Source organism: Massilia sp. Masssp94, from assembly GCF_059491305.1.
In genome coordinates, this window is the sequence record NZ_CP168501.1 from 3184333 (window position 1) to 3201804 (window position 17472).

Here is a 17472-nt window from a genome sequence, read left to right on the forward strand (position 1 = left end):
TTATAGTTATCCTTGAGTGACGAACAGCGACAACAACATCACGAACAGCAGTCCGAACACGCCGACGAGGGTCTCCATCATCGTCCATGAGCGGAACGTATCCTTCAGCGACAGGCCGAAGTATTCCTTGAACATCCAGAAGCCTGAATCGTTCACGTGACTGAACATCAGGCTCCCGGCACCGACGGCCAGGACCATCAGGTTCGGGTCGACGCCGGAGCTTTCCACGAGCGGCCCGACGACGCCGGCCGCCGTGATGCCGGCCACCGTGGCGGAGCCCAGGCACACGCGGATCAGCGTCGCCACGGCCCAGCCGAGCAGAAGCGGATGCACGGGCATGTGCGCGAGCTGCGTGCCCAGTTCCGCGCTGACGCCGGAATCGATCAGCACCTGCTTCAGGCCACCGGCACCGGCGATGATCATCAGGATCGGCGAGATCTCGCGCAGGGCGCCCGCGGCGCTGTCCGTCACTTTCGAAAACGGCTGGCCGCGGCCGATACCCAGCGTCACGACCCCGACGGCGTACGACAGCAGCATCACGACGAGCGGACTGGATAGAAACGCGAGCGGCTTGGACAGGTCCGGGCGGATCAAGGTGACGAGCGTGAGGGCGCCCAGCAGCACGACCGGCAGCAACGCGGTGAAGAAGCTGTTGAAGGTGCCCGGCAGCTCGCTGTCGGGAATCGCCTGCTGCGCGGTGCGGAACATCGGCGCAGGCTCGCCGCGGATGTGTTTCAGCGACATGGCGAAGATCGGCCCCGCGATGATCAGCGTGGGGATCGCGACGACGAGGCCATACAGCAGCGTCTTGCCCATGTCCGCGTGCACGGCGACGACGAGCGCCGTCGCGGACGGGTGCGGCGGCAGGAAGCCGTGCGCGATCGACAGGCCCGCCAGCAGCGGCATGCCCAGCGCCACGGCCGGACGGCCGGACTGGTACACGAGCGAGAAGATCAGCGGGATCATCAGCACGAAGCCGACGTTGTAGTACAGCGGCATGCCGACGACGAAGCCGGTGACGGTCATCGCCACCGGGATCCGCGCCATGCCGAGCCGGTCGACGAGGCTGATGGCGATGCGCCGGGCCGCGCCGCTGTCGGCGATCAGCTTGCCGAACACGGCGCCCAGGCAGATCACGACGACCAGGGACCCGAGCAGGTCACCGATCCCCTTTTCGATGGCGCCCGGGATCTTCGCGGCAGGCATCCCGAGCATCAATGCGGCGACGATGGCTGCGACGACGAACGCGAGGAGCGGCTGAATCTTGCCCCACGCGATCATCACCGTCAGCAGGCCGACCGCCAGTAGTACTGACAGCAGGTTCCACATGGCCGGCCTCCGTTTAGAAGTTGTAGCGCAGGCCGGCGCGGTAGGTGCGTCCCACGACGTCGTACAGGGCCGGGTTGATCGCGAAGCTCGGGTTGGCCTGCGGTGCAGGTTCCGGATCGCGGTCCGCCAGGTTGTCGATCTTGAAGTAGACCATCATCTGCTTCGACACGTTGTAGCTGCCGCCGAAGTCGACGTAGGTCGCGCCCTTCATCTTGTTGTCGTAGATGGTCGGGTGGATCAAGGTCGACACCGGGCAGTTCGTCTGGCACTCGATGTACTCGTTGCTGTACTTGCCGTCGCTGAACCAGCGCTCGGTGAGGGTCAGGCTCAACTTGTCGTTGTCCCACGACTGCGTGGCGAGCAGCTTCCACTTCGGCGTGTTGCCCAGGTTGACACCAGCCCCTTCCGACGGGATCGTGCCGACGACGCCCGAATCCGTGATGAAGTGCAGCGTGCGGGTGGCCAGCGCGCGGACGGTGAAGCGGCCCGGCAGGTTGAATTTATCGAGGTTCGTGCGGTACGCCGACTCGATGTCGAAGCCTTTCAAATGCAGCGAAGCGAGATTGAAGTTCTGCACCGTGACGTAGTTGTTGCCCGGGCTGTTCAGCTCCATCGCCTGGCAGATCTCCTGGTTGCCGGCCACGCACAGGTCGACTTCCTGCTGGATCGACAAGGTCGAGATCACGTCGTTGACCTTGATGTCGTAGTAGTCGAGCGACGTCGAGAAGCCCGGCGCCCAGCTCGGCTGGCTCAGCACGATGCCGAACGAGTTATTACGCGCGATTTCCGGACGGAGCTTCGTGTTGCCGACGGTGCGCTGCTGCACGCTGACCGTGTTGCCCTGGTACTGCACCTGGTTGTTGACGACGACCGGCGCCGCGAACAGTTCGGAGAGGTTCGGTGCGCGCACGTCCTTCGAGCTGACGGCGCGGAAGCGCAGGCCGTCGATGGGCGTCTTCCACGTGGCGCCGATCTTCCAGCTGCTGACGCTGCCGGCGGTGCTGTACTTGGTCTGGCGGTCGGCCAGGTTCAGGTTCGCTTCGCCCCAGGTGTCCGACTTCAGCACGGGCAGGTTCAGCTCGACGTACGCCTCGCGCACGTTGTACGCGCCCGCGCCGTTGTGATAGTTACCGGCATACCAGTTGTTGCCGACCGTGCTGTTGAGGGTCGGGTCGGCGGGGTAGGCTGCGCCGCCGATCGAATCCGGGGAAACGCCGGCGCCGTACGGATCGCCGTGCACGTCGTACTTCTCGCGGCGCCATTCGGCACCCGTCGCCATCGACAGCGGGCCCGCCCAGCCTTCCCAGATCTCGCCGTTGAAGTTGGCGCTGGCCACGTCCTGGCTCTGCGTCGTGCGCTGGATCGGGCCGGCGCCCGGCGCGACATAGCCCCACGCGGCCGGATCGACCGGGTTGTTGCCGATGATGTTCAGCGGCACGCAACCGTTCGCGGCGGCGACGGCGTTGCGGCAGACGATCTTGCCGCTGGCATCGCGCACGGCGTCGATCGCATTGTTGTAGCGCGTGTTCAGCGTGATGTCGTGGACGTTGATGTTGGTCGTGTTCTCGCCGTGTTCCGCGTAGGCGTCGTACGACCACTCCTTGCCGAACAGGTTGAACCTGCCGTCCGCGCCAACGACGAAGCGGCGCTGCGTGCGCGTCGGGTGGACGTTGATGTTCTCCGGGAAGATCGCGTTCGCCGTGCCGTACTGGAAGCTCTTGATGTTGTTGGCCGCGCAGGCCGCCGCGATCGAGGCGGGCAGGAACGGGTTGTCGCACTGGATCGTCAGGTTGGCCTGCTTGGCCGCGCCCGGGTTCGGCGAGAAGTGCGATTTTACTTGCGCATAGTTCGCGGTGAAATAGATCTCGTTATCCGCGTCGAGGTCCCACGACAATCGCGTGTAGGCAACCTGGCGCTTGAAATTCATCGCGAGATTCGTGCCTGCGCCCACGCTGCCCGAGAGGTCGCCGCCCACGCAGAACGGATTCACGCAGTTCGTGACCTGGCCGGTGCCGGTCGGCACGCCGTTCGAGCCGTAGTTGAACTGGTACGGCACGCCGCCGTCGCCGAACGCGGTGCCTTGCAGCGGGCCGCTCGTGATCAGGCCGTATTTCGAATACTGGTATTGCTGGGCGTGGTCGATGGCCATGTATTCCGGCTTGCCGTCGGTGGTCTGCGACAGCGGACGGCGCTGGAACACCGTGTTGCGGTACCACGTGCGGCCGCCCGCGCCCACTTCGCCGAAGCCCGGCGAGTCGATGCCGTTTTCCTTGCTGAACTCGCCGCTGACGGTCGCGTGCAGGCGGTCGTCCATGAAGCCCTTGCCCCAGGCGGCCTGCAGGGTGCCGCTCTTGTCGTCGTGGTAGCGCGTCTGGCCGCCCTCGACATTGGCCTTGAAGCCCGTGAATTTTTTATCCGTGATGAAGTTGACGACACCGCCCACCGCATCGGAACCGTACGACGCCGACGCACCGCCCGTCACGACGTCCACGCGCTTCACCAGCAGTTGCGGGAACTGGCTGACGTCCGTGACGCCGGTGACGTTCGCGCCGACGACGCGCTGGCCATCGAGCAGGGTCAGGGTCCGGATGGTGCCCAGGCCGCGCAGGCTCAGCGAGGACAGGCCCTGGATGCCGCTCGAGGTGCTGTTGGTGCTCGTCGTGCGGCCCGTGCTGCCCTGCAGCGCCGGCAGTTCGGCCAGCGTGTTGAACAGGTTCGGCTTCGCGGCCTTTTCGAGGTCGGCACTGGACAGGCTCGTCGTCGGCGTCGGCTGTGTGAAGCCGCGGGCCGCGATGCGCGAGCCGGAAATGCGCACGACGTTCGCTTCCGGGACGGCGGCAGTGGCTTCAGGAGCCTGGGTTGCCTGGGCATCCGTCGCCGGCTGTTGTGCCGGTTCGGCTTGCTGCGCATGGGCGGCGCCGAGCATGCCGCAGGCACTGGCGACGGCGAGGTTGATGAGGGTGCGTTGTAGTGGTGTACGCATGGTAGTCTCCATTATTCTCATGTGGTCGGCATGCCGCCTCGGATGGGCGGCTGGGCCGGGTGCGACGACTGACTTATTGATTGATCGATGCGATGACGCTGGCCACCAGGGTTTCTGGCGGCTGGGTAATGTCCAGCGTGATGCCGGCCTCGTCCGGCTGCAGCGGCTCGAGGTCGCGCAGCTGGCTGTCCAGCAGGGTAATCGGCATGTAGTGGCCGATGCGCGTCTGCATGCGCGCCGCGATCGTGCCGCGCGGACCATGTAAATGGGCGAAGCGCAGGTTCGGGTCGGCCTGGCGCAGCAGGTCGCGGTAGCGGCGTTTGAGCGCCGAGCACGACACGACGACACCCGTGCCACGTTCGCGCGCGGCGCCGATCTCGTTGGCCAGGGCTTGCAGCCAGCCGGCGCGGTCGTCGTCCGTCAGCGGGACGCCGGCCGACATCTTGACCACGTTGGGTGCCGGGTGATACGCGTCGCCCTCGAGGAAGGCGACGTCGAACGCCGCGGCGAGGGCGGCAGCGATCGTGCTCTTGCCGCAGCCGCAGACGCCCATGATGACCCAGCGGCGGCCTTCGCCCGAGGGATTGGATACATCGCTTGGTGATGCCATTCTGTCTCTCTTTCTGTCAATTCACAGCGACCGTTAGCGCTATCATTTTTGCCAAGTCTTCAATAAGGCGGCGGGTTTGTAAAGTGTTATTCATGTTGCGGAGCAAACCTTGCAGGGGGCGGCTCATGCAATTTGCATGAAATGATCGGGATATTGCTGTTCCCTCAGAGGGAAACTGGGAAAATTGGACTGATAGCGCTATCAGTTGTGCACGGCGGCATCATGGGAGAGCGTGTGGCGTTTACAACACGTTTGCATCACCGGACGTTGGCGGAGTCGTGACCTTGGTCCGATGCAGGCGCATTTGCACGACAAACATCCGTAGCGCGGCCAGGAAGGGAACGGAAAGGAAGATGCCGGACACGCCGGCCAGTTCCTCGCCGGCGAGCAGGCCGAACACGACGAGGATCGGCGGCACGTCCGCGCCCTCGCTCATCAGCCAGGGGCTCAACATATAGTCCTGGAAGACGCGGTAGCCGCCGATGAAGACGATGATCCAGCCCACGTGCTCGTAGCCGCTGAACAGGGCGACGCCGACGATGGCCGCCGCCGCGACGAGCGGCCCCAGCACGGGAATCACTTCCAGCACGGCCGCGACGCCGGCCAGCAGCAGTGCGAACGGCACCCTCATCAGCGACAGCACGAGACCGTAGGCGAGGAGCGTCGCCAGCGACAGCAGGGCCAGTGCCCGCACATAGCTCGACAGCAAGGCGTTCAGGCCGTGCAGCACGTCTGTCCAGAACGCGCCGTTGCGGCGGTGGCGCATCGCCACGCGCAATTCGTCGAAGACATGCGCCTGCAAAATCATCAGGAAGCTCAGGATCGGGACGACGATGACGTAGATCAGGTTGCCGGCCAGGTGCATCAGCCCGAAACCGATGTTGCGCACGAACGGCATCGCCTCCGCCGAGCCGCCCTGCAACAGGTCGCGCAGGAAGGCGGCCAGGCGCGCGCGCAGGGGTTCGAGCAGGTGGGGCAGCGGCAGGCGCCGCTCCAGCGTGGCGGGATCGAGCAGGGTCGGCAACTGTTGCGCCAGGGCCGTCGCCTGCTCGGCCACCGTGTTGCCGAACAGCCCGACGGCCAGCGCGACGAGCCCGACCACGACGAGGTAGACGAGGCATAGCAGGAGCGTGCGCGGCACGCGGCCGCCGACGACACGCTGGGCCAGCACGAACAGCGGATAGATGAGGTAGCTGAACAGCACGGCGATCAGCATCACCAGCAGCGTCGTCCGCACGAGAAAGACACCATACAGTCCTGCAATCACCAGCGCGGCCGTCCACACCACGCGGGCCGTACGCGCATCGATACCGAACACGGCGTCTCCCTGTCAGCAACCCGCCACGGCGGCGGGCCTTGTCATGATGATACGGCCAGGCCTTCTTCGCTGGCGCGCAACTCGGCCGCCCGGTGCTACATTAGGGGTGCATGGAACACGGAAGGAGGGCGACGTGAAACGCAGCTATCGCTGGGCAACGGAGCAGGGTGGCGGCCTGGAGCATGTCGAACTGGAGACCGGGGAGACCGGGGAGGCCGGCGTGACGGCGGAAGGTGTCCTCATCGGCCCCGCCGGCGGACGGCTGTTCGCCTGCAGTTATCTGTTGTGCTGCGACGAGCACTGGCGCGTGCGCAGCCTTGACGTCCATGTCGCGGGCAAGGGGCGCGTGAGCCTGCGCGCCGACGGGGCCGGCAACTGGACTGACGCGGGCGGCACGCCGTTGCCGGCGCTGCAGGGCTGCACGGACGTCGACCTGTCCGGCAGTCCCTTCACGAACACGCCGCCGATCCGGCGCCTCGGCGATGCGCTGCATGACCGCCAGGAAATCCGCGTCGCGTACGTCGACCTGCCCAAGCTCGACGTCCAGCCCGTCGCGCAGGCGTACACGCGCGTGGCGCCCGACCGGGTGCGGTTCGAAAGCCTGTCCCGGCCGTTCGCCGCCGATCTCGACGTCGACGGCGATGGCGTCGTGCTGCGCTACGAGGGGTTGTTTACGCGCGTCGCGGGCTGAGGGCTTTGCGTTGACGCCGCGCCGATCCACGTCAGGCGGTGCCACAGGGCTTCCAGCGGGCCTTGCTTATGGTGCTTGAGCCACCAGGCGCTGAAGCAACCCTGCAGCATGGCCAGCACGATGCCGATCGACAGCGCCGCGACGGTGCCGGTGACCGCGTACAGGCCGAAGCCGAAGCCGTGGTACAGGGTCGTGCCGACGATCGATTGCATCATGTAGCTCGTCAGGCTCATCCGTCCCAGCCAGCGGAGCGACCCCAGCACGCGCGCGCCGGCGGGACGACGGTACAGCAGGGCGAAACCCGTCACGAGCAGCAGCATGATGTCCAGGTTGAGCAGCGGCTTGGCGATGGCGTCCAGCGGCCGGCGCAGGGCCTCGGCGGGGAACCACGCCGCCAGGTGCCCATGGATGAAGATCAGCGGACCGAGCAGCAGCAACGCCCCGAAAAAGACGCGGCGCCAGATGCCGATGTTCCTGTCATTCACGGCAAACAGCCCGAGGCGGCCGCCCAGCATGCCGAACATGAACAGCGCGGGAATCTGCAGGAGGCGGCCCATTTCCCAGCTCCACAACAGCACGGCCTGCTTGCCGTTCGTGAGGTTGCCGATCCAGACGTCGAGCAGTGAACCGTGCTTCAGGTATTCCTCGGCGCGGCCGAAGTATGCCCAGGAGGCGGGATCGGGCAGCTTGCCCGGCGCACTGCCCAGCGCCGCCAGCGCATCGACCCACGCGACCGGCTGCAGGCTGAGGAAGCAGGCCAGCAGGAAGACCGTCCACGTGCCCAGGCGCGCGACGGGAATCAGCACGAGGCCGAGCACGGCATACATCGCGAGGATGTCGCCCTCGTAGAACGCGGAATTCACGAGTCCGAACCCGAGCAGGAGCAGCATGCGCCACGCGAAGCGCGGCCGGAAATCCTCCCCGCGCCGGGCCCGGGCATCGTCCTGCAAGTGGAACGTCAGGCCGAACAGCAGGGCGAAGATCGCATACGACTTGCCGCCGAACAGGGCGAACATCGTATCCCAGATGTGTTGCCCCAGCTCCTTCAGCCAGGCCGGCTCGCCGGGCGGCGAAAAATAGAGATCGAAGTGCTCGATGTTATGCAGCAGCATGATCGAGACGATGGCAAAGCCGCGCAGGGCGTCGACGAGGTCGAGGCGGGAGTCGGTACGGGGCATGTCGGGGGAGGGCGTCATGGTATTCCTGTCCGTTTTTGGGCCCGGCCATTCTAGTTTGGAATCGTTTTCATCTCCACTATATTTTTTACAACGCCCACGCTTATTTCTCGTTATAAGTTCACATCTGGTTACAAACTGCCCGTGTTTGTCGGCATCCCGCAACGGTGAAAATTTTTTCCGACTGGCAAAGCAAAGTTCTCGCAAACCGTTTAGAATTGCCTCCCATCAGCTTTCCACGCGCCAACCGCTCGGTTGGCGTTTGCTTTTTGATCCAGACATTTTTTTAAAAAAAGTCATCTACTAAATGCAAAATCATTTGCCCGCTACTGCTGCCGCCCGCTCCGGCAGCCTCCCGCTCGCGCAATCGCAGTCGTTCGCCCTGCCGCTCCTGTTTACGGTATTCGGCGTGATCATGGGTTCGTGGGCCGGCCGCATTCCGGCCATGGCTGAACGCGTGCACGTGTCGCACTCGGCGTTGTCGATGGTGCTGCTGTGCGGCGGCCTCGGTGCCGTTCTGTCGTACCCTATTTCATCGCGCATGATGAGCTCGCTCGGCGCCCGCAAGACCATGCTGTTTTCCGGCCTGGCCCTGCTGGCCGTGCTGGTCGCCATCGGCGGCGCACCGACCGTGCCGCTGTTGATGATGGCCGTCCTGGGCCTGGGCATCACGGCCAGCACGTTCGACGTCGCCGTCAACTCGGCCGCCACCCGCCGCGAAAAGCAGTCGGGCAAGTCGGAACTGTCGAAACTGCACGGCCTCGGCTGCGCCGGCGGCCTGGCGGGTGCGACCCTGGGCAGCCTGATGGCTGGCCTGCATATCGCGCCGCTCACGCACTTCGTGATGCTGGCCGGTCCGCTGGCCCTGGCCCTCTACTATGGCTATGCGTCGCTGGATGCGGACGACACCGGTGAAGTCGTCGAGAAAAAATCGTTCTCGCTGCCGCGCGGCCCGCTGCTGTTCCTGGGCGCACTCGGCTTTTTCGGTTCGATGGCCGAAGGCAGCATCGCCGACTGGAGCGGCGTGTTCCTGAAAGAGCACTTCGGTGCGTCGGACGGCCTGGCGCCGCTGGCCCTGTCGTCGTTCTCCGTGATGATGCTGCTGGCCCGCCTCGGCGGCGACAAGCTCAAGGTGCGCTATGGTGCCCGTTCGCTCGTCACCAGCGGCTCGATGCTGGGTGCCGCCGGCCTGTTCTTCGCCGTGCTGTCGCCAAATGCCTGGTTCGCCCTGTTCGGCTTCGCCGTCGCGGGCATGGGCCTGGCGCTGGTGTTCCCGTTCGTGTTCAGCGCGGCGGGCGCGCAGGGTCCCGCGGCATTGGCCGGCGTGGCCAGCATGGCCTACAGCGGCAGCCTGATGGGCCCGCCGGTCATCGGCGCCATCGCCCAAGGCATGGGAATGCAGGTCGCCATCGCCTACATCGGCGGCCTCGCCTGCCTGATCGCCTTCGTGGCCAGCCGTTCGCGCCTGCTGAAGTAATCATCCTTTCTTTCTCGTTCAGGGCGGTGCCGATGGCGCCGCCCTTTTTTGTTTGCGCTGTGCCAAGCCCGCGCGCATTCCGCAGAACTCCAGTACGCCTGCGTACTCCAAGCAAACGTCGCTCGTCTGCCCAGGATCGGAGTTGCCATGCAAAGCGAAATCGATGCCGTGTCCGTCGTCTGGTTCCACGACCGCCAGTTGCGCGAACGCGATTGGCCCGTGATGTCGCACGTCGCCGCCGATGCTGGTGTATGGGAATGGATCGCCGCCAATCACCGCTACAACGGCCTGCTGTGGCGCGAGGAAGACCGGGCGCGCCGGCTCGACGTGCCGCCTTCCGAGATCGCGGCCGGCAAGCGCCTGATCGACCGCTACAACCAGAAACGCAACGACGCGGTCGAATCCATCGACGAAGCGCTGCTGGCCGGCCTGCGCCACGTCGTCTGCGCGCCCGATGCGCGGCTCTCCAGCGAAACGGCCGGCGCCATGATCGACCGCCTGTCGATCCTCGCGCTGAAGATCCACCACATGCGCGCGCAGACGCAGCGCGTCGATGCGGACGACGCCCACGTCCGCGCGTGCACCGCCAAGCTCGACCGCCTGCTCGCGCAGCGCCAGGACCTGATGGCCTGCCTCGACCTGCTGCTCACGGAAGCGCGGGCCGGACGGGCCTATTTCAAGCTGTATCGTCAATTCAAGATGTACAACGATCCCGCGCTGAACCCGTACCTCAACGGCCAGGTGCAGGGGGATGGAAGGGCGGCGCCGTGAACGAGACGATCGACGTCGTGATCCCGACCCGCAACCGCCCGGCGGCGCTCGCGGTCACGTTGACGGCGCTCGGCGCGCAGACCTGGCCGGCCTTGCGCATCGTGCTTGCCGACCAGTCGGATGGCGACGGCGTCTGCACGCATGGCGAAGTGCAGGCGGTATTGCGCTACCTGCGCGTCACCGGGCGCAGCGTCGACACGTTCCGGCGCCCGCACCGCCGCGGCATGGCCGAACAGCGCGCCTTCCTGCTGGCCCAGGTGCGCTCGCCGTGCTGCCTGTTCGTCGACGACGACGTGATCCTCGAACCGGACCTCGTCGCCCGTCTGCACGCCGTCCTGCGGGAAGAGGAATGCGGCCTCGTCGGCAGTGCGCTGCACGGATTGAGCTACCTGGGCCAGTTGCGGCCGATGCAGGAAGCGATCGAATTCTGGGACGGTCCCGTGATGCCGGAAACCGTGCGGCCCGGCAGCCCGGCGTGGGCGCGTCATCACCTGCACAGCGCGGCGAACCTCTTTCACGTGCAGACCCGCCTGGCGGACGAGACCGGAGCGACGCGACGCTACAAGATCGCCTGGGTCGGCGGCTGCGTGATGTTCGATACGGCCAAGCTGCGCGCGGTGGGCGGCTTCGACTTCTGGCGCGACCTGCCGGCCCAGCATTGCGGAGAAGATGTACTGGCCCAGCAGCGTGTGATGGCGCTGTACGGCGGCTGCGCGATATTTCCGTCCGGCGCGTATCACATGGAACTGCCGACGACCATCACGGCACGGGCCATCGATGCGCCGTATGTGTTGCCGCTCAGTGAGCCACACGATGAGGCACACGACGAGCCGCACGATGCGACCGGCGAGTGACCGTCTCGATGACATGCGTGTAGACGACATGCGTGTAGACGACATGCGTGTAGACGACATGCGTGTAGACGACATGCGTGTCCACGACATGCGGGTCCACGATGTGCGCAAGATCGTCGTGCTGCGGCCGGGCGCAGTGGGCGACTTCGTGTTCGCGCTGCCGGCCCTGCACGCGTTGAAGCAGGCGTATCCCGGGGCCGAACTGGTCCTGGCGGGAAAAGCCTGGCATCGTGCGTTCCTGCACGGGAGGCCGGGGCCGGTCGACCGGGTTGTCGAGGTGCCGCCCGTGCAAGGCGTCGGCGCACAAGAGACTTCAAAAGACGAGGTCGAGCGCTTCGTCGACGCGCTGCGTGCCGAGCGTTTCGATCTCGCACTGCAGATGCATGGGGGAGGGCGTCATTCGAATCCATTCCTGTTGCGCTTCGGTGCACGGCTGACGGCGGGGGCCTGCGCGCCGGGTGTGCCCTTGCTCGATCGCTGGGTGCCGTTTCGCCAGCCCAGCCCGCGCAGGCTGGCCTTGCTCGAGATCGCGGCCCTGGCCGGCGCGGAGATCCAGTGGCCGCTCGACGCGCAACCGGAACTCGCGCTCACGGAAGCCGACCGGCACGAGGCCGCGGCGATCATGCCCGGGCTGGCCGGTAAACGGCTCATCGTGCTGCAGCCGGGGTCGACCGATCCGCGCCGCTGCTGGCCGGCGCCATCGTTCGCGGCGCTGGGCGACCGGCTCGCGCAGGACGGCGCTTGTGTCGCCGTCAACGGTTCGCCGGACGAAGTGGATCTTGTGCACGAGGTCGTGGCGCGCATGCATGCGCCGGCCGTCGCACTGGCAGGCCGGCTGAGCCTGGGCGGGCTGTGCGGCCTGCTGGCGCGCGCCGCGCTGCTCGTGTCGAACGACACCGGCCCGCTGCACCTGGGCCTGGCGCTCCGTGTGCCGAGTGTCGGCATCTTCTGGCTGACGAATTTGATCGACGGGATGCCGTTGCGGCCCTCGACCCTGCATGCGGCCATGTCGGTGCGGACACGCTGCCCTGTCTGCGATCAGGACAATCTGCGAGCGCGCTGTCCGCACGATGTGAGCTTTGTCGCCGATGTCGGCATCGACGAGGTGGAGGCGCTGGCGCATGCGGCATTGGCTCATCAATAGTCACCAGTAAGGCCACATGCCGACACTGCGCTGGCGGCTCGGCGCCGTGCCGGCCAGCAATGCGCGTGCATGTTGCAGCACCACCTGGGCGCGCTCCGCACCGGGATCCCAGATGCAGCGGTGCGTGTGGCGGTCGAGCGGCGCCCAGCGGGCAATGTCGGCCTTGCTGAACACGACGACGCTTTTGAGCCTGAGGCCGGCCGCGATATGGGACACGCCCGTGTCGTTGCAGAGCAAGAGCCTGGCATCACGCATCAGGACGGACATCGCACCGATCGAGATGGGCGCGGCGGCGTCGAGCGGCGGGTGGTGCATGCGGGACGCCACGTCGGCCGTCAGGTCCGCTTCCTCGGCCGATCCCGTCAACACCACCTTGAGGCCGAACTCGGCGGCGAGGCGGTCGCCAACCTCCGCAAACAAGGCGGCCGGCCAGCATTTGTCCCGCTTGCGCGCGCCCGGGTGGATGCACACGTAGGCGCCGGGCGTGAGCGTGGTGCCGAGGCCGCTTGCGCGCCACTCGTCTTCGTCGTCGTGCGACAGCGGAAATTCCAGGTGGACGCCGGTCGCTGGTGCGCCCAGCTGCTCCATCAGCGACAGGAGGCGCTCCGGCTCCGCCCCGATTTCCGGATAGGGAAACAGGACGGTGCGGTCGCGGACGACGGGCGCGCCACGGCAGAACCCGGCCATCGCCTGCGCGCCGAAGCCGCTGACGATGTCGTTGCTCACGTCGCCACTGCCGTGCAACTGGAGCGCCAGCGCGAACTGGCGGGTGCAGAGACTGTTGTAGAAACGCGCGAGCGCCTCCTGCCGCACCGGTTGCTCGGGCAGCAAAGGGTGGCCGGGAAAGGCGATGAATTCATCGACGTACGCACTGAACCGGTCTGCGAATTGCTGCGCCCATGGCAAACCCACCAGCGCGATGTGGGCACGGGGCACGGCGGCGCGCAGCGCGCGCAGCGCGGGCACCGCGCACAGCATGTCGCCCAGGTGAAGGGCGCGGAATACGATGACCGAAGGCGGATCGAGGCGCTGCAGCAGTGGTCGACGGTACATTGTTGCTCCTTTGTCGCCTGAGTTGCCGCGCTACCTTCGCAACAGGCCATCAAGGACATTGCGCGTGACGCGCTCCAGTTGGCGATCCCGGCCGGCGTCGAGGACTTGCGCCCAGTCGGTGGTTCCGGCAGAAAACACGGTGCCGTTGCGTGTGAACAGGCCCATGGCGGCCGTATGGATGCCTTCGCCGGCCGCGTGGCGTGCACGTGCCGGCAATTCCTGCCAGTCGGGGCCCAGGCGCGCCGCCGCCAGCAATGCATAGCCGTCCGGCGTACCGTCCCCGTCCGCCCAGACGGACAGCAATGCGCCATGGTCGGCATCGAAGACGTCGAGCGGAACGCCGTCGCATTCATAGCCCGCCAGCGGCGGCCAGCTATGCCGTCCGAGCGCGTCGCCGCGCGCCAGGCCGGTCTCCGTGAAGATCCAGTGATCGGGCTGCTGGACACGATAGCCGCCGGACCCGCGCGGACCATCCCACGAGCCGCCGCCATGCCGGTAGCTGGCGCCGCTCAAGCTGTCTTCGGGACGCGCCGCGCCGCGGGGTGACCACCACTGGTCGCGGGCGCCATGCGGGCCGCCCTGGTGGCAGACGATGGCCGTCCCGTCAGCGACGACGTGGATGCGCCACCAGCACACATTGCCGGCGAAGAAGGCGAGATTGCCGCCGCGGGCGACGAAGTCCTCGACGGCATCGCGTGTCGTCGTGCTCCAGTATTCGTCATGGCCGGCCGCGACCAGGAGGCGGTAGCCCGCGAGCAGCGCCGGGTCGGCGTGGATGTCGAGGTCCGTGCAGAAGTCGGCGCGGTAGCCATTGCGTGCCAGCCAGCGGATGAAGCGCGCGTCCCAATGGGCGAAGGTCTGGCGGGGCGATGCGGTGTCGTAATGGTCGGCGGCGCACCATACGGGCCCGCCGATGCCGCCGCCGGGACGGCGCAGCGAGACGCGCGCGCCCGGCGGTTCGATCGAACGCGGCGGGTGGACGTAGAAGCAGCCGCCGCCGCTGGCGTTATAGGCGTGGTACGTGGCCAGCGGCAGTTTGTAGAGCAGACCGCCGGGCATGCCGCGTTCTCCAGGCAATGCACGCACCACGAACAGGGCGGCCCCGTGGCCGCGGGCCAGGTCGAACGTGGTCTTGTGTCCTTCTTCTTCGAGGTCGGCGATGACCACGGCCGAGGGCCAGTCCGGGGGGATCGGAAAGGGATAGGCCGGCCAGTTCCAGTCCGCGTCCGGCGCGGCATCGGCCGCCCATGCGCCGGGCAGCCAGTCGCTGCGCAGCATCTCGACCGGTCCGTCGCTCCAGCGGTAGAACGTGACGCGGAAACGGCGGCTGTCGGTCGACACGTGCAGCTGCAGCGTGGCGCCGGGCAGCACGCTGGCCTGTCCTGGATACGCACGGATCATGCGGGCAGCTCCGGTTCGCTCCGTTTGGTCACGAGAAAGGGCGGTATCGCGAGGGCGTGCAGCGGCATGCGGCGGAACGAGGCAAGCGCTTCCTCCGGCGTTTCCACGATCGGTTCGTCCTTGCCGTTGAACGACGTGTTCAGCAGGACCGGCACGCCCGTGCGCGCATCGAAGCCCGTCAGCAGGCGGCGCAGCAGCGGGTCATCGTCCGGGCCGACGGTCTGCAGGCGCGCGCTGCCGTCCACGTGGGTGATGGCCGGTACCTGTGCGATCCTGTCCGGCCGGACCGGCGCGGCGAACTGCATGAAGGGCGAGGGACGTGGCAGGTCGAAGTATTCCCCGGCCCGTTCGGCGAGCACGACGGGTGCCAGCGGACGGAACCACTCGCGTTGCTTGACGCGCGCATTGATCCAGTCGCGGACTTCGGCCTGGCGCGGATCGGCCAGGATGCTGCGGTGGCCCAGGGCGCGCGGTCCGAATTCGCTGCCTCCCTGGTACAGGGCGAGGACGCGGCCCCGGCACAGCAGGTCGAGCATGTGGCTGCACATGGCGTCGGTGTCCGCGAGGTGGACGATGTGCAGATCGTCCCGGTCTGCCAGGGCGGCTTCGATGTCGTGGTGCCGCGGCAGGGGCCCGAGGTAGTCGTGGGTCCAGCGGTAGGCGCAGCCGGCGCCGGCCAGTTCCGCGAGGCCGTACAGCGCACAGCCCAGCGCGGTGCCCGCATCGCCCGGCGCGGGCGGAATGAAGACCTGCTTGAACGGCGTTTCGCGCAGCAGGCGTTCGTTGGCCGAACAGTTCAGCGCCGTGCCGCCGGCGAAGCACAGGTTGTCCAGCCCGGTCTCGGCATGCAGCCAGCGGGCCACGACCACGATGGCATCCTCGAACGCACGCTGGCCCGCCGCCGCCAGGTTGGCGCAGTCGGCGAAGGCGACGCCCGGCTGGCCGTAGCGGAATCGTTCGTGGTCGCGCAGGATGTCGCGCCAGGCCGGCGGCAACGTCACCTGTCCGCCTTCGACGGCCAGCGGCGGCAGGCCCAGTGCATGCGGCTGGCCGTGCGGGGCGAGCCCCATCACCTTGCCTTCGTTGCCTTCGCCGGGGAAGATGGCTTGCGTCAGCAGGAAATAAAACATGCCGAGGCCGACGAGGCGCATGTCGTCCCGGTCCCACAGGTGCTTGCCGATGCAGTGCACGCGTTCGCGGTCGGCGCGGTAGAACGAGGCGACTTCGCGCCAGTCGCCCGGCACGTACGCCGCGCCGCTCCAGTGGTCGGTCAGGTCCGCGACGGGGCTGCCCTGGCCGTCGATGACCATGGCGGCGGCCTCGCGGAACGGCGACGGGTGGAACACGCTGTAAAGGTGCGCCAGGTGGTGCGAGATGCGCACATGCCGGCAGTCGGGGGCAAGGCGCAGCGTCGCGCCCAGTTCCGCGTCGTACCGGGTCTGGTGGCGCGCTTCGTCGTCGCACGAGAAGCATTCGACCACGATGTCGATGGGCCGCTCCGGCCATGGCAGGCGCGGTCCGTAATGGTCGCGCACGTCGCCCGGCCGGCCCCAATGGTGCTTGTGCCGCGTGAGCCGCTCCTTCTGGATCGCCCACAGCAGCCGCGAGCCCTGCATCAGGCAGGCACTGGCGTCCTGGGTCCGGTTAATACCGAGCACGACGGGAACATCGGTCATCGTTACCTCCGCGTTGGGTTGCGCTGCGGTCCTGCTGAGGCTTGGAGCACGATGAGCTGGATTAGTTCATCCATTCGCGCGGTCGTTGGATGTCGATGGCGGCCTGAACGGTACGGCGAAAGACGGTATCATCGACGGCAGTGCCCTTGATGACGGATTCCTCATGCTCCAGACGCCCGCCTCGTTCACGCCCCTGATGGCTCCGCAGCAGGATGCCGCACCGCTGTCCTTCGTCTTCCATGGCGGGCGGCTGCTCGTGCGCGAGGCCGACCTCGGCCTGCCCGACGAGGCCGCGCTACGCAGCCTCGCGCTCGACCCGCCGCGCCTGCAGCCGGTGGGCCTGCTGGACGACCGTTATTGCCAGACCGCCTGGGTCGACGACGAAGCCCTGGCACCGCCCGGCCACGCCTGGCGCGGGCTGCGTTCGCTGTTCGGCGAGTTCGACGAAGGCCACCTCGGCGTGGCCGCGCGCGCCTGCCAGATCGCCGAATGGGCGCGCACGCACCGCTTCTGCGGCGCCTGCGGCAGCGGCACCGTGCTGGCGGCGGGCGAGCGCTGCTTCAAGTGCGTGAACTGCGGCCACATGGCCTATCCGCGCATTTCGCCGGCGATGATGGTCCTGATCCGCAATGGCGACAAGGTGCTGCTGGCGCTGCACACGCAGTCCGCCGTCAAACGCTTCGTGCCGCTGGCCGGCTTCCTGGAAGCGGGCGAGACGATCGAGGAAGCCGTGCACCGCGAAGTGTTCGAGGAAGTGGGCCTGCGCGTGCACAACCTGCGCTATTTCGGCAGCCAGTCGTGGCCGTTCCCGCACTCGCTGATGATCGCGTTCACGGCCGATTACCTGGACGGCGAGATCCGTACCGATCCCAACGAGATCAGCGAGGCGCGCTGGTTCGGACCGGGCGACGAGTGGCCGGAGCGCGTGCCGCACGTGTCGATCTCGAGCATGCTGGTCGACAGCCACCGTCCGCCCGGCCGCTGACGGCC

General features: G+C 67.1%; 14 protein-coding genes. 6 read left to right on the forward strand and 8 right to left on the reverse strand.

Annotated elements, in window-relative coordinates:
- Positions 1–6: 6 nt before the first annotated feature.
- The 4 genes from ACEN9G_RS14105 to ACEN9G_RS14120 all read right to left on the reverse strand — a co-directional run bounded on the left by ACEN9G_RS14105 (position 7) and on the right by ACEN9G_RS14120 (position 6240).
- Positions 7–1329 (reverse strand): gluconate:H+ symporter, encoded by a 1323-nt coding sequence (locus tag ACEN9G_RS14105; protein WP_413337514.1) that lies wholly within the window; start codon positions 1327–1329, stop codon positions 7–9.
- A gap of 13 nt (positions 1330–1342) precedes the next feature.
- On the reverse strand, positions 1343–4312 hold the full coding sequence (locus ACEN9G_RS14110) for a TonB-dependent receptor plug domain-containing protein (protein WP_413337513.1): 2970 nt from the start codon (positions 4310–4312) through the stop codon (positions 1343–1345).
- Between the two features lie 73 nt (positions 4313–4385).
- A complete protein-coding gene (locus ACEN9G_RS14115; RefSeq protein WP_413337512.1) occupies positions 4386–4922 on the reverse strand; it encodes a gluconokinase in 537 nt (178 codons plus the stop codon).
- A gap of 241 nt (positions 4923–5163) precedes the next feature.
- Positions 5164–6240 (reverse strand): AI-2E family transporter, encoded by a 1077-nt coding sequence (locus ACEN9G_RS14120; protein ID WP_413337511.1) that lies wholly within the window; start codon positions 6238–6240, stop codon positions 5164–5166.
- Positions 6241–6373: 133 nt separating this feature from the next.
- Between ACEN9G_RS14120 and ACEN9G_RS14125 the strand changes: the two genes are divergently transcribed.
- The gene (locus ACEN9G_RS14125; RefSeq protein ID WP_413337510.1) at positions 6374–6931 is read left to right on the forward strand and encodes a putative glycolipid-binding domain-containing protein; all 558 of its coding nucleotides are present in this window, start codon (positions 6374–6376) and stop codon (positions 6929–6931) included.
- Here the strand turns inward: ACEN9G_RS14125 and ACEN9G_RS14130 are convergent.
- A complete protein-coding gene (locus ACEN9G_RS14130) occupies positions 6898–8127 on the reverse strand; it encodes a DUF418 domain-containing protein (RefSeq protein ID WP_413337509.1) in 1230 nt (409 codons plus the stop codon). The two genes, ACEN9G_RS14125 and ACEN9G_RS14130, sit on opposite strands and share 34 nt — an antisense overlap.
- 298 nt (positions 8128–8425) lie before the next feature.
- Here ACEN9G_RS14130 and ACEN9G_RS14135 point away from each other — a divergent pair, with 298 nt between their 5' ends.
- The 4 genes from ACEN9G_RS14135 to ACEN9G_RS14150 all read left to right on the forward strand — a co-directional run bounded on the left by ACEN9G_RS14135 (position 8426) and on the right by ACEN9G_RS14150 (position 12352).
- On the forward strand, positions 8426–9583 hold the full coding sequence (locus ACEN9G_RS14135) for an MFS transporter (RefSeq protein ID WP_413337508.1): 1158 nt from the start codon (positions 8426–8428) through the stop codon (positions 9581–9583).
- A 147-nt stretch (positions 9584–9730) separates the two neighbouring features.
- Entirely contained in the window at positions 9731–10354 is a 624-nt protein-coding gene (locus tag ACEN9G_RS14140) for a DUF4254 domain-containing protein (RefSeq protein WP_413337507.1), read from the forward strand.
- Positions 10351–11208 carry a glycosyltransferase family A protein gene (locus ACEN9G_RS14145; protein ID WP_413337506.1) on the forward strand — a complete coding sequence of 286 codons (858 nt, stop codon included), beginning with the start codon at positions 10351–10353 and terminating at the stop codon, positions 11206–11208. The genes ACEN9G_RS14140 and ACEN9G_RS14145 overlap by 4 nt, the downstream gene beginning before the upstream one ends.
- Positions 11209–11236: 28 nt before the next feature.
- The gene (locus ACEN9G_RS14150; RefSeq protein WP_413337505.1) at positions 11237–12352 is read left to right on the forward strand and encodes a glycosyltransferase family 9 protein; all 1116 of its coding nucleotides are present in this window, start codon (positions 11237–11239) and stop codon (positions 12350–12352) included.
- Here the strand turns inward: ACEN9G_RS14150 and ACEN9G_RS14155 are convergent, their stop codons facing one another.
- From ACEN9G_RS14155 to ACEN9G_RS14165, 3 genes are read right to left on the reverse strand one after another with little or no spacing between them, the layout of a single operon-like run.
- Entirely contained in the window at positions 12353–13405 is a 1053-nt protein-coding gene (locus tag ACEN9G_RS14155) for a glycosyltransferase family 9 protein (RefSeq protein WP_413337504.1), read from the reverse strand.
- A gap of 30 nt (positions 13406–13435) precedes the next feature.
- Positions 13436–14806, reverse strand: coding sequence for a N,N-dimethylformamidase beta subunit family domain-containing protein (locus ACEN9G_RS14160; protein WP_413337503.1), 1371 nt, complete (start codon positions 14804–14806; stop codon positions 13436–13438).
- Positions 14803–16482 (reverse strand): carbamoyltransferase family protein, encoded by a 1680-nt coding sequence (locus ACEN9G_RS14165; protein WP_413337502.1) that lies wholly within the window; start codon positions 16480–16482, stop codon positions 14803–14805. The genes ACEN9G_RS14160 and ACEN9G_RS14165 overlap by 4 nt, the downstream gene beginning before the upstream one ends.
- A 163-nt stretch (positions 16483–16645) precedes the next feature.
- On the opposite strand from ACEN9G_RS14165, the gene nudC reads away from it, so the two are divergent.
- Complete coding sequence (gene nudC / locus ACEN9G_RS14170; protein WP_413337501.1) at positions 16646–17467, forward strand: NAD(+) diphosphatase; 822 nt, start codon at positions 16646–16648, stop codon at positions 17465–17467.
- The last annotated feature ends 5 nt before the right edge of the window (positions 17468–17472 follow it).

Excerpts from the sequence above, each read along its gene's own strand:
- ACEN9G_RS14150 (WP_413337505.1), top strand. The coding sequence starts at position 11,237 with ATGCGTGTAGACGACATGCGTGTAGACGACATGCGTGTAGACGACATG.
- ACEN9G_RS14115 (WP_413337512.1), bottom strand. The coding sequence starts at position 4,922 with ATGGCATCACCAAGCGATGTATCCAATCCCTCGGGCGAAGGCCGCCGC.
- ACEN9G_RS14105 (WP_413337514.1), bottom strand. The coding sequence starts at position 1,329 with ATGTGGAACCTGCTGTCAGTACTACTGGCGGTCGGCCTGCTGACGGTG.
- ACEN9G_RS14110 (WP_413337513.1), bottom strand. The coding sequence starts at position 4,312 with ATGCGTACACCACTACAACGCACCCTCATCAACCTCGCCGTCGCCAGT.
- ACEN9G_RS14160 (WP_413337503.1), bottom strand. The coding sequence starts at position 14,806 with ATGATCCGTGCGTATCCAGGACAGGCCAGCGTGCTGCCCGGCGCCACG.
- ACEN9G_RS14155 (WP_413337504.1), bottom strand. The coding sequence starts at position 13,405 with ATGTACCGTCGACCACTGCTGCAGCGCCTCGATCCGCCTTCGGTCATC.
- ACEN9G_RS14165 (WP_413337502.1), bottom strand. The coding sequence starts at position 16,482 with ATGACCGATGTTCCCGTCGTGCTCGGTATTAACCGGACCCAGGACGCC.
- nudC (WP_413337501.1), top strand. The coding sequence starts at position 16,646 with ATGCTCCAGACGCCCGCCTCGTTCACGCCCCTGATGGCTCCGCAGCAG.
- ACEN9G_RS14140 (WP_413337507.1), top strand. The coding sequence starts at position 9,731 with ATGCAAAGCGAAATCGATGCCGTGTCCGTCGTCTGGTTCCACGACCGC.
- ACEN9G_RS14130 (WP_413337509.1), bottom strand. The coding sequence starts at position 8,127 with ATGACGCCCTCCCCCGACATGCCCCGTACCGACTCCCGCCTCGACCTC.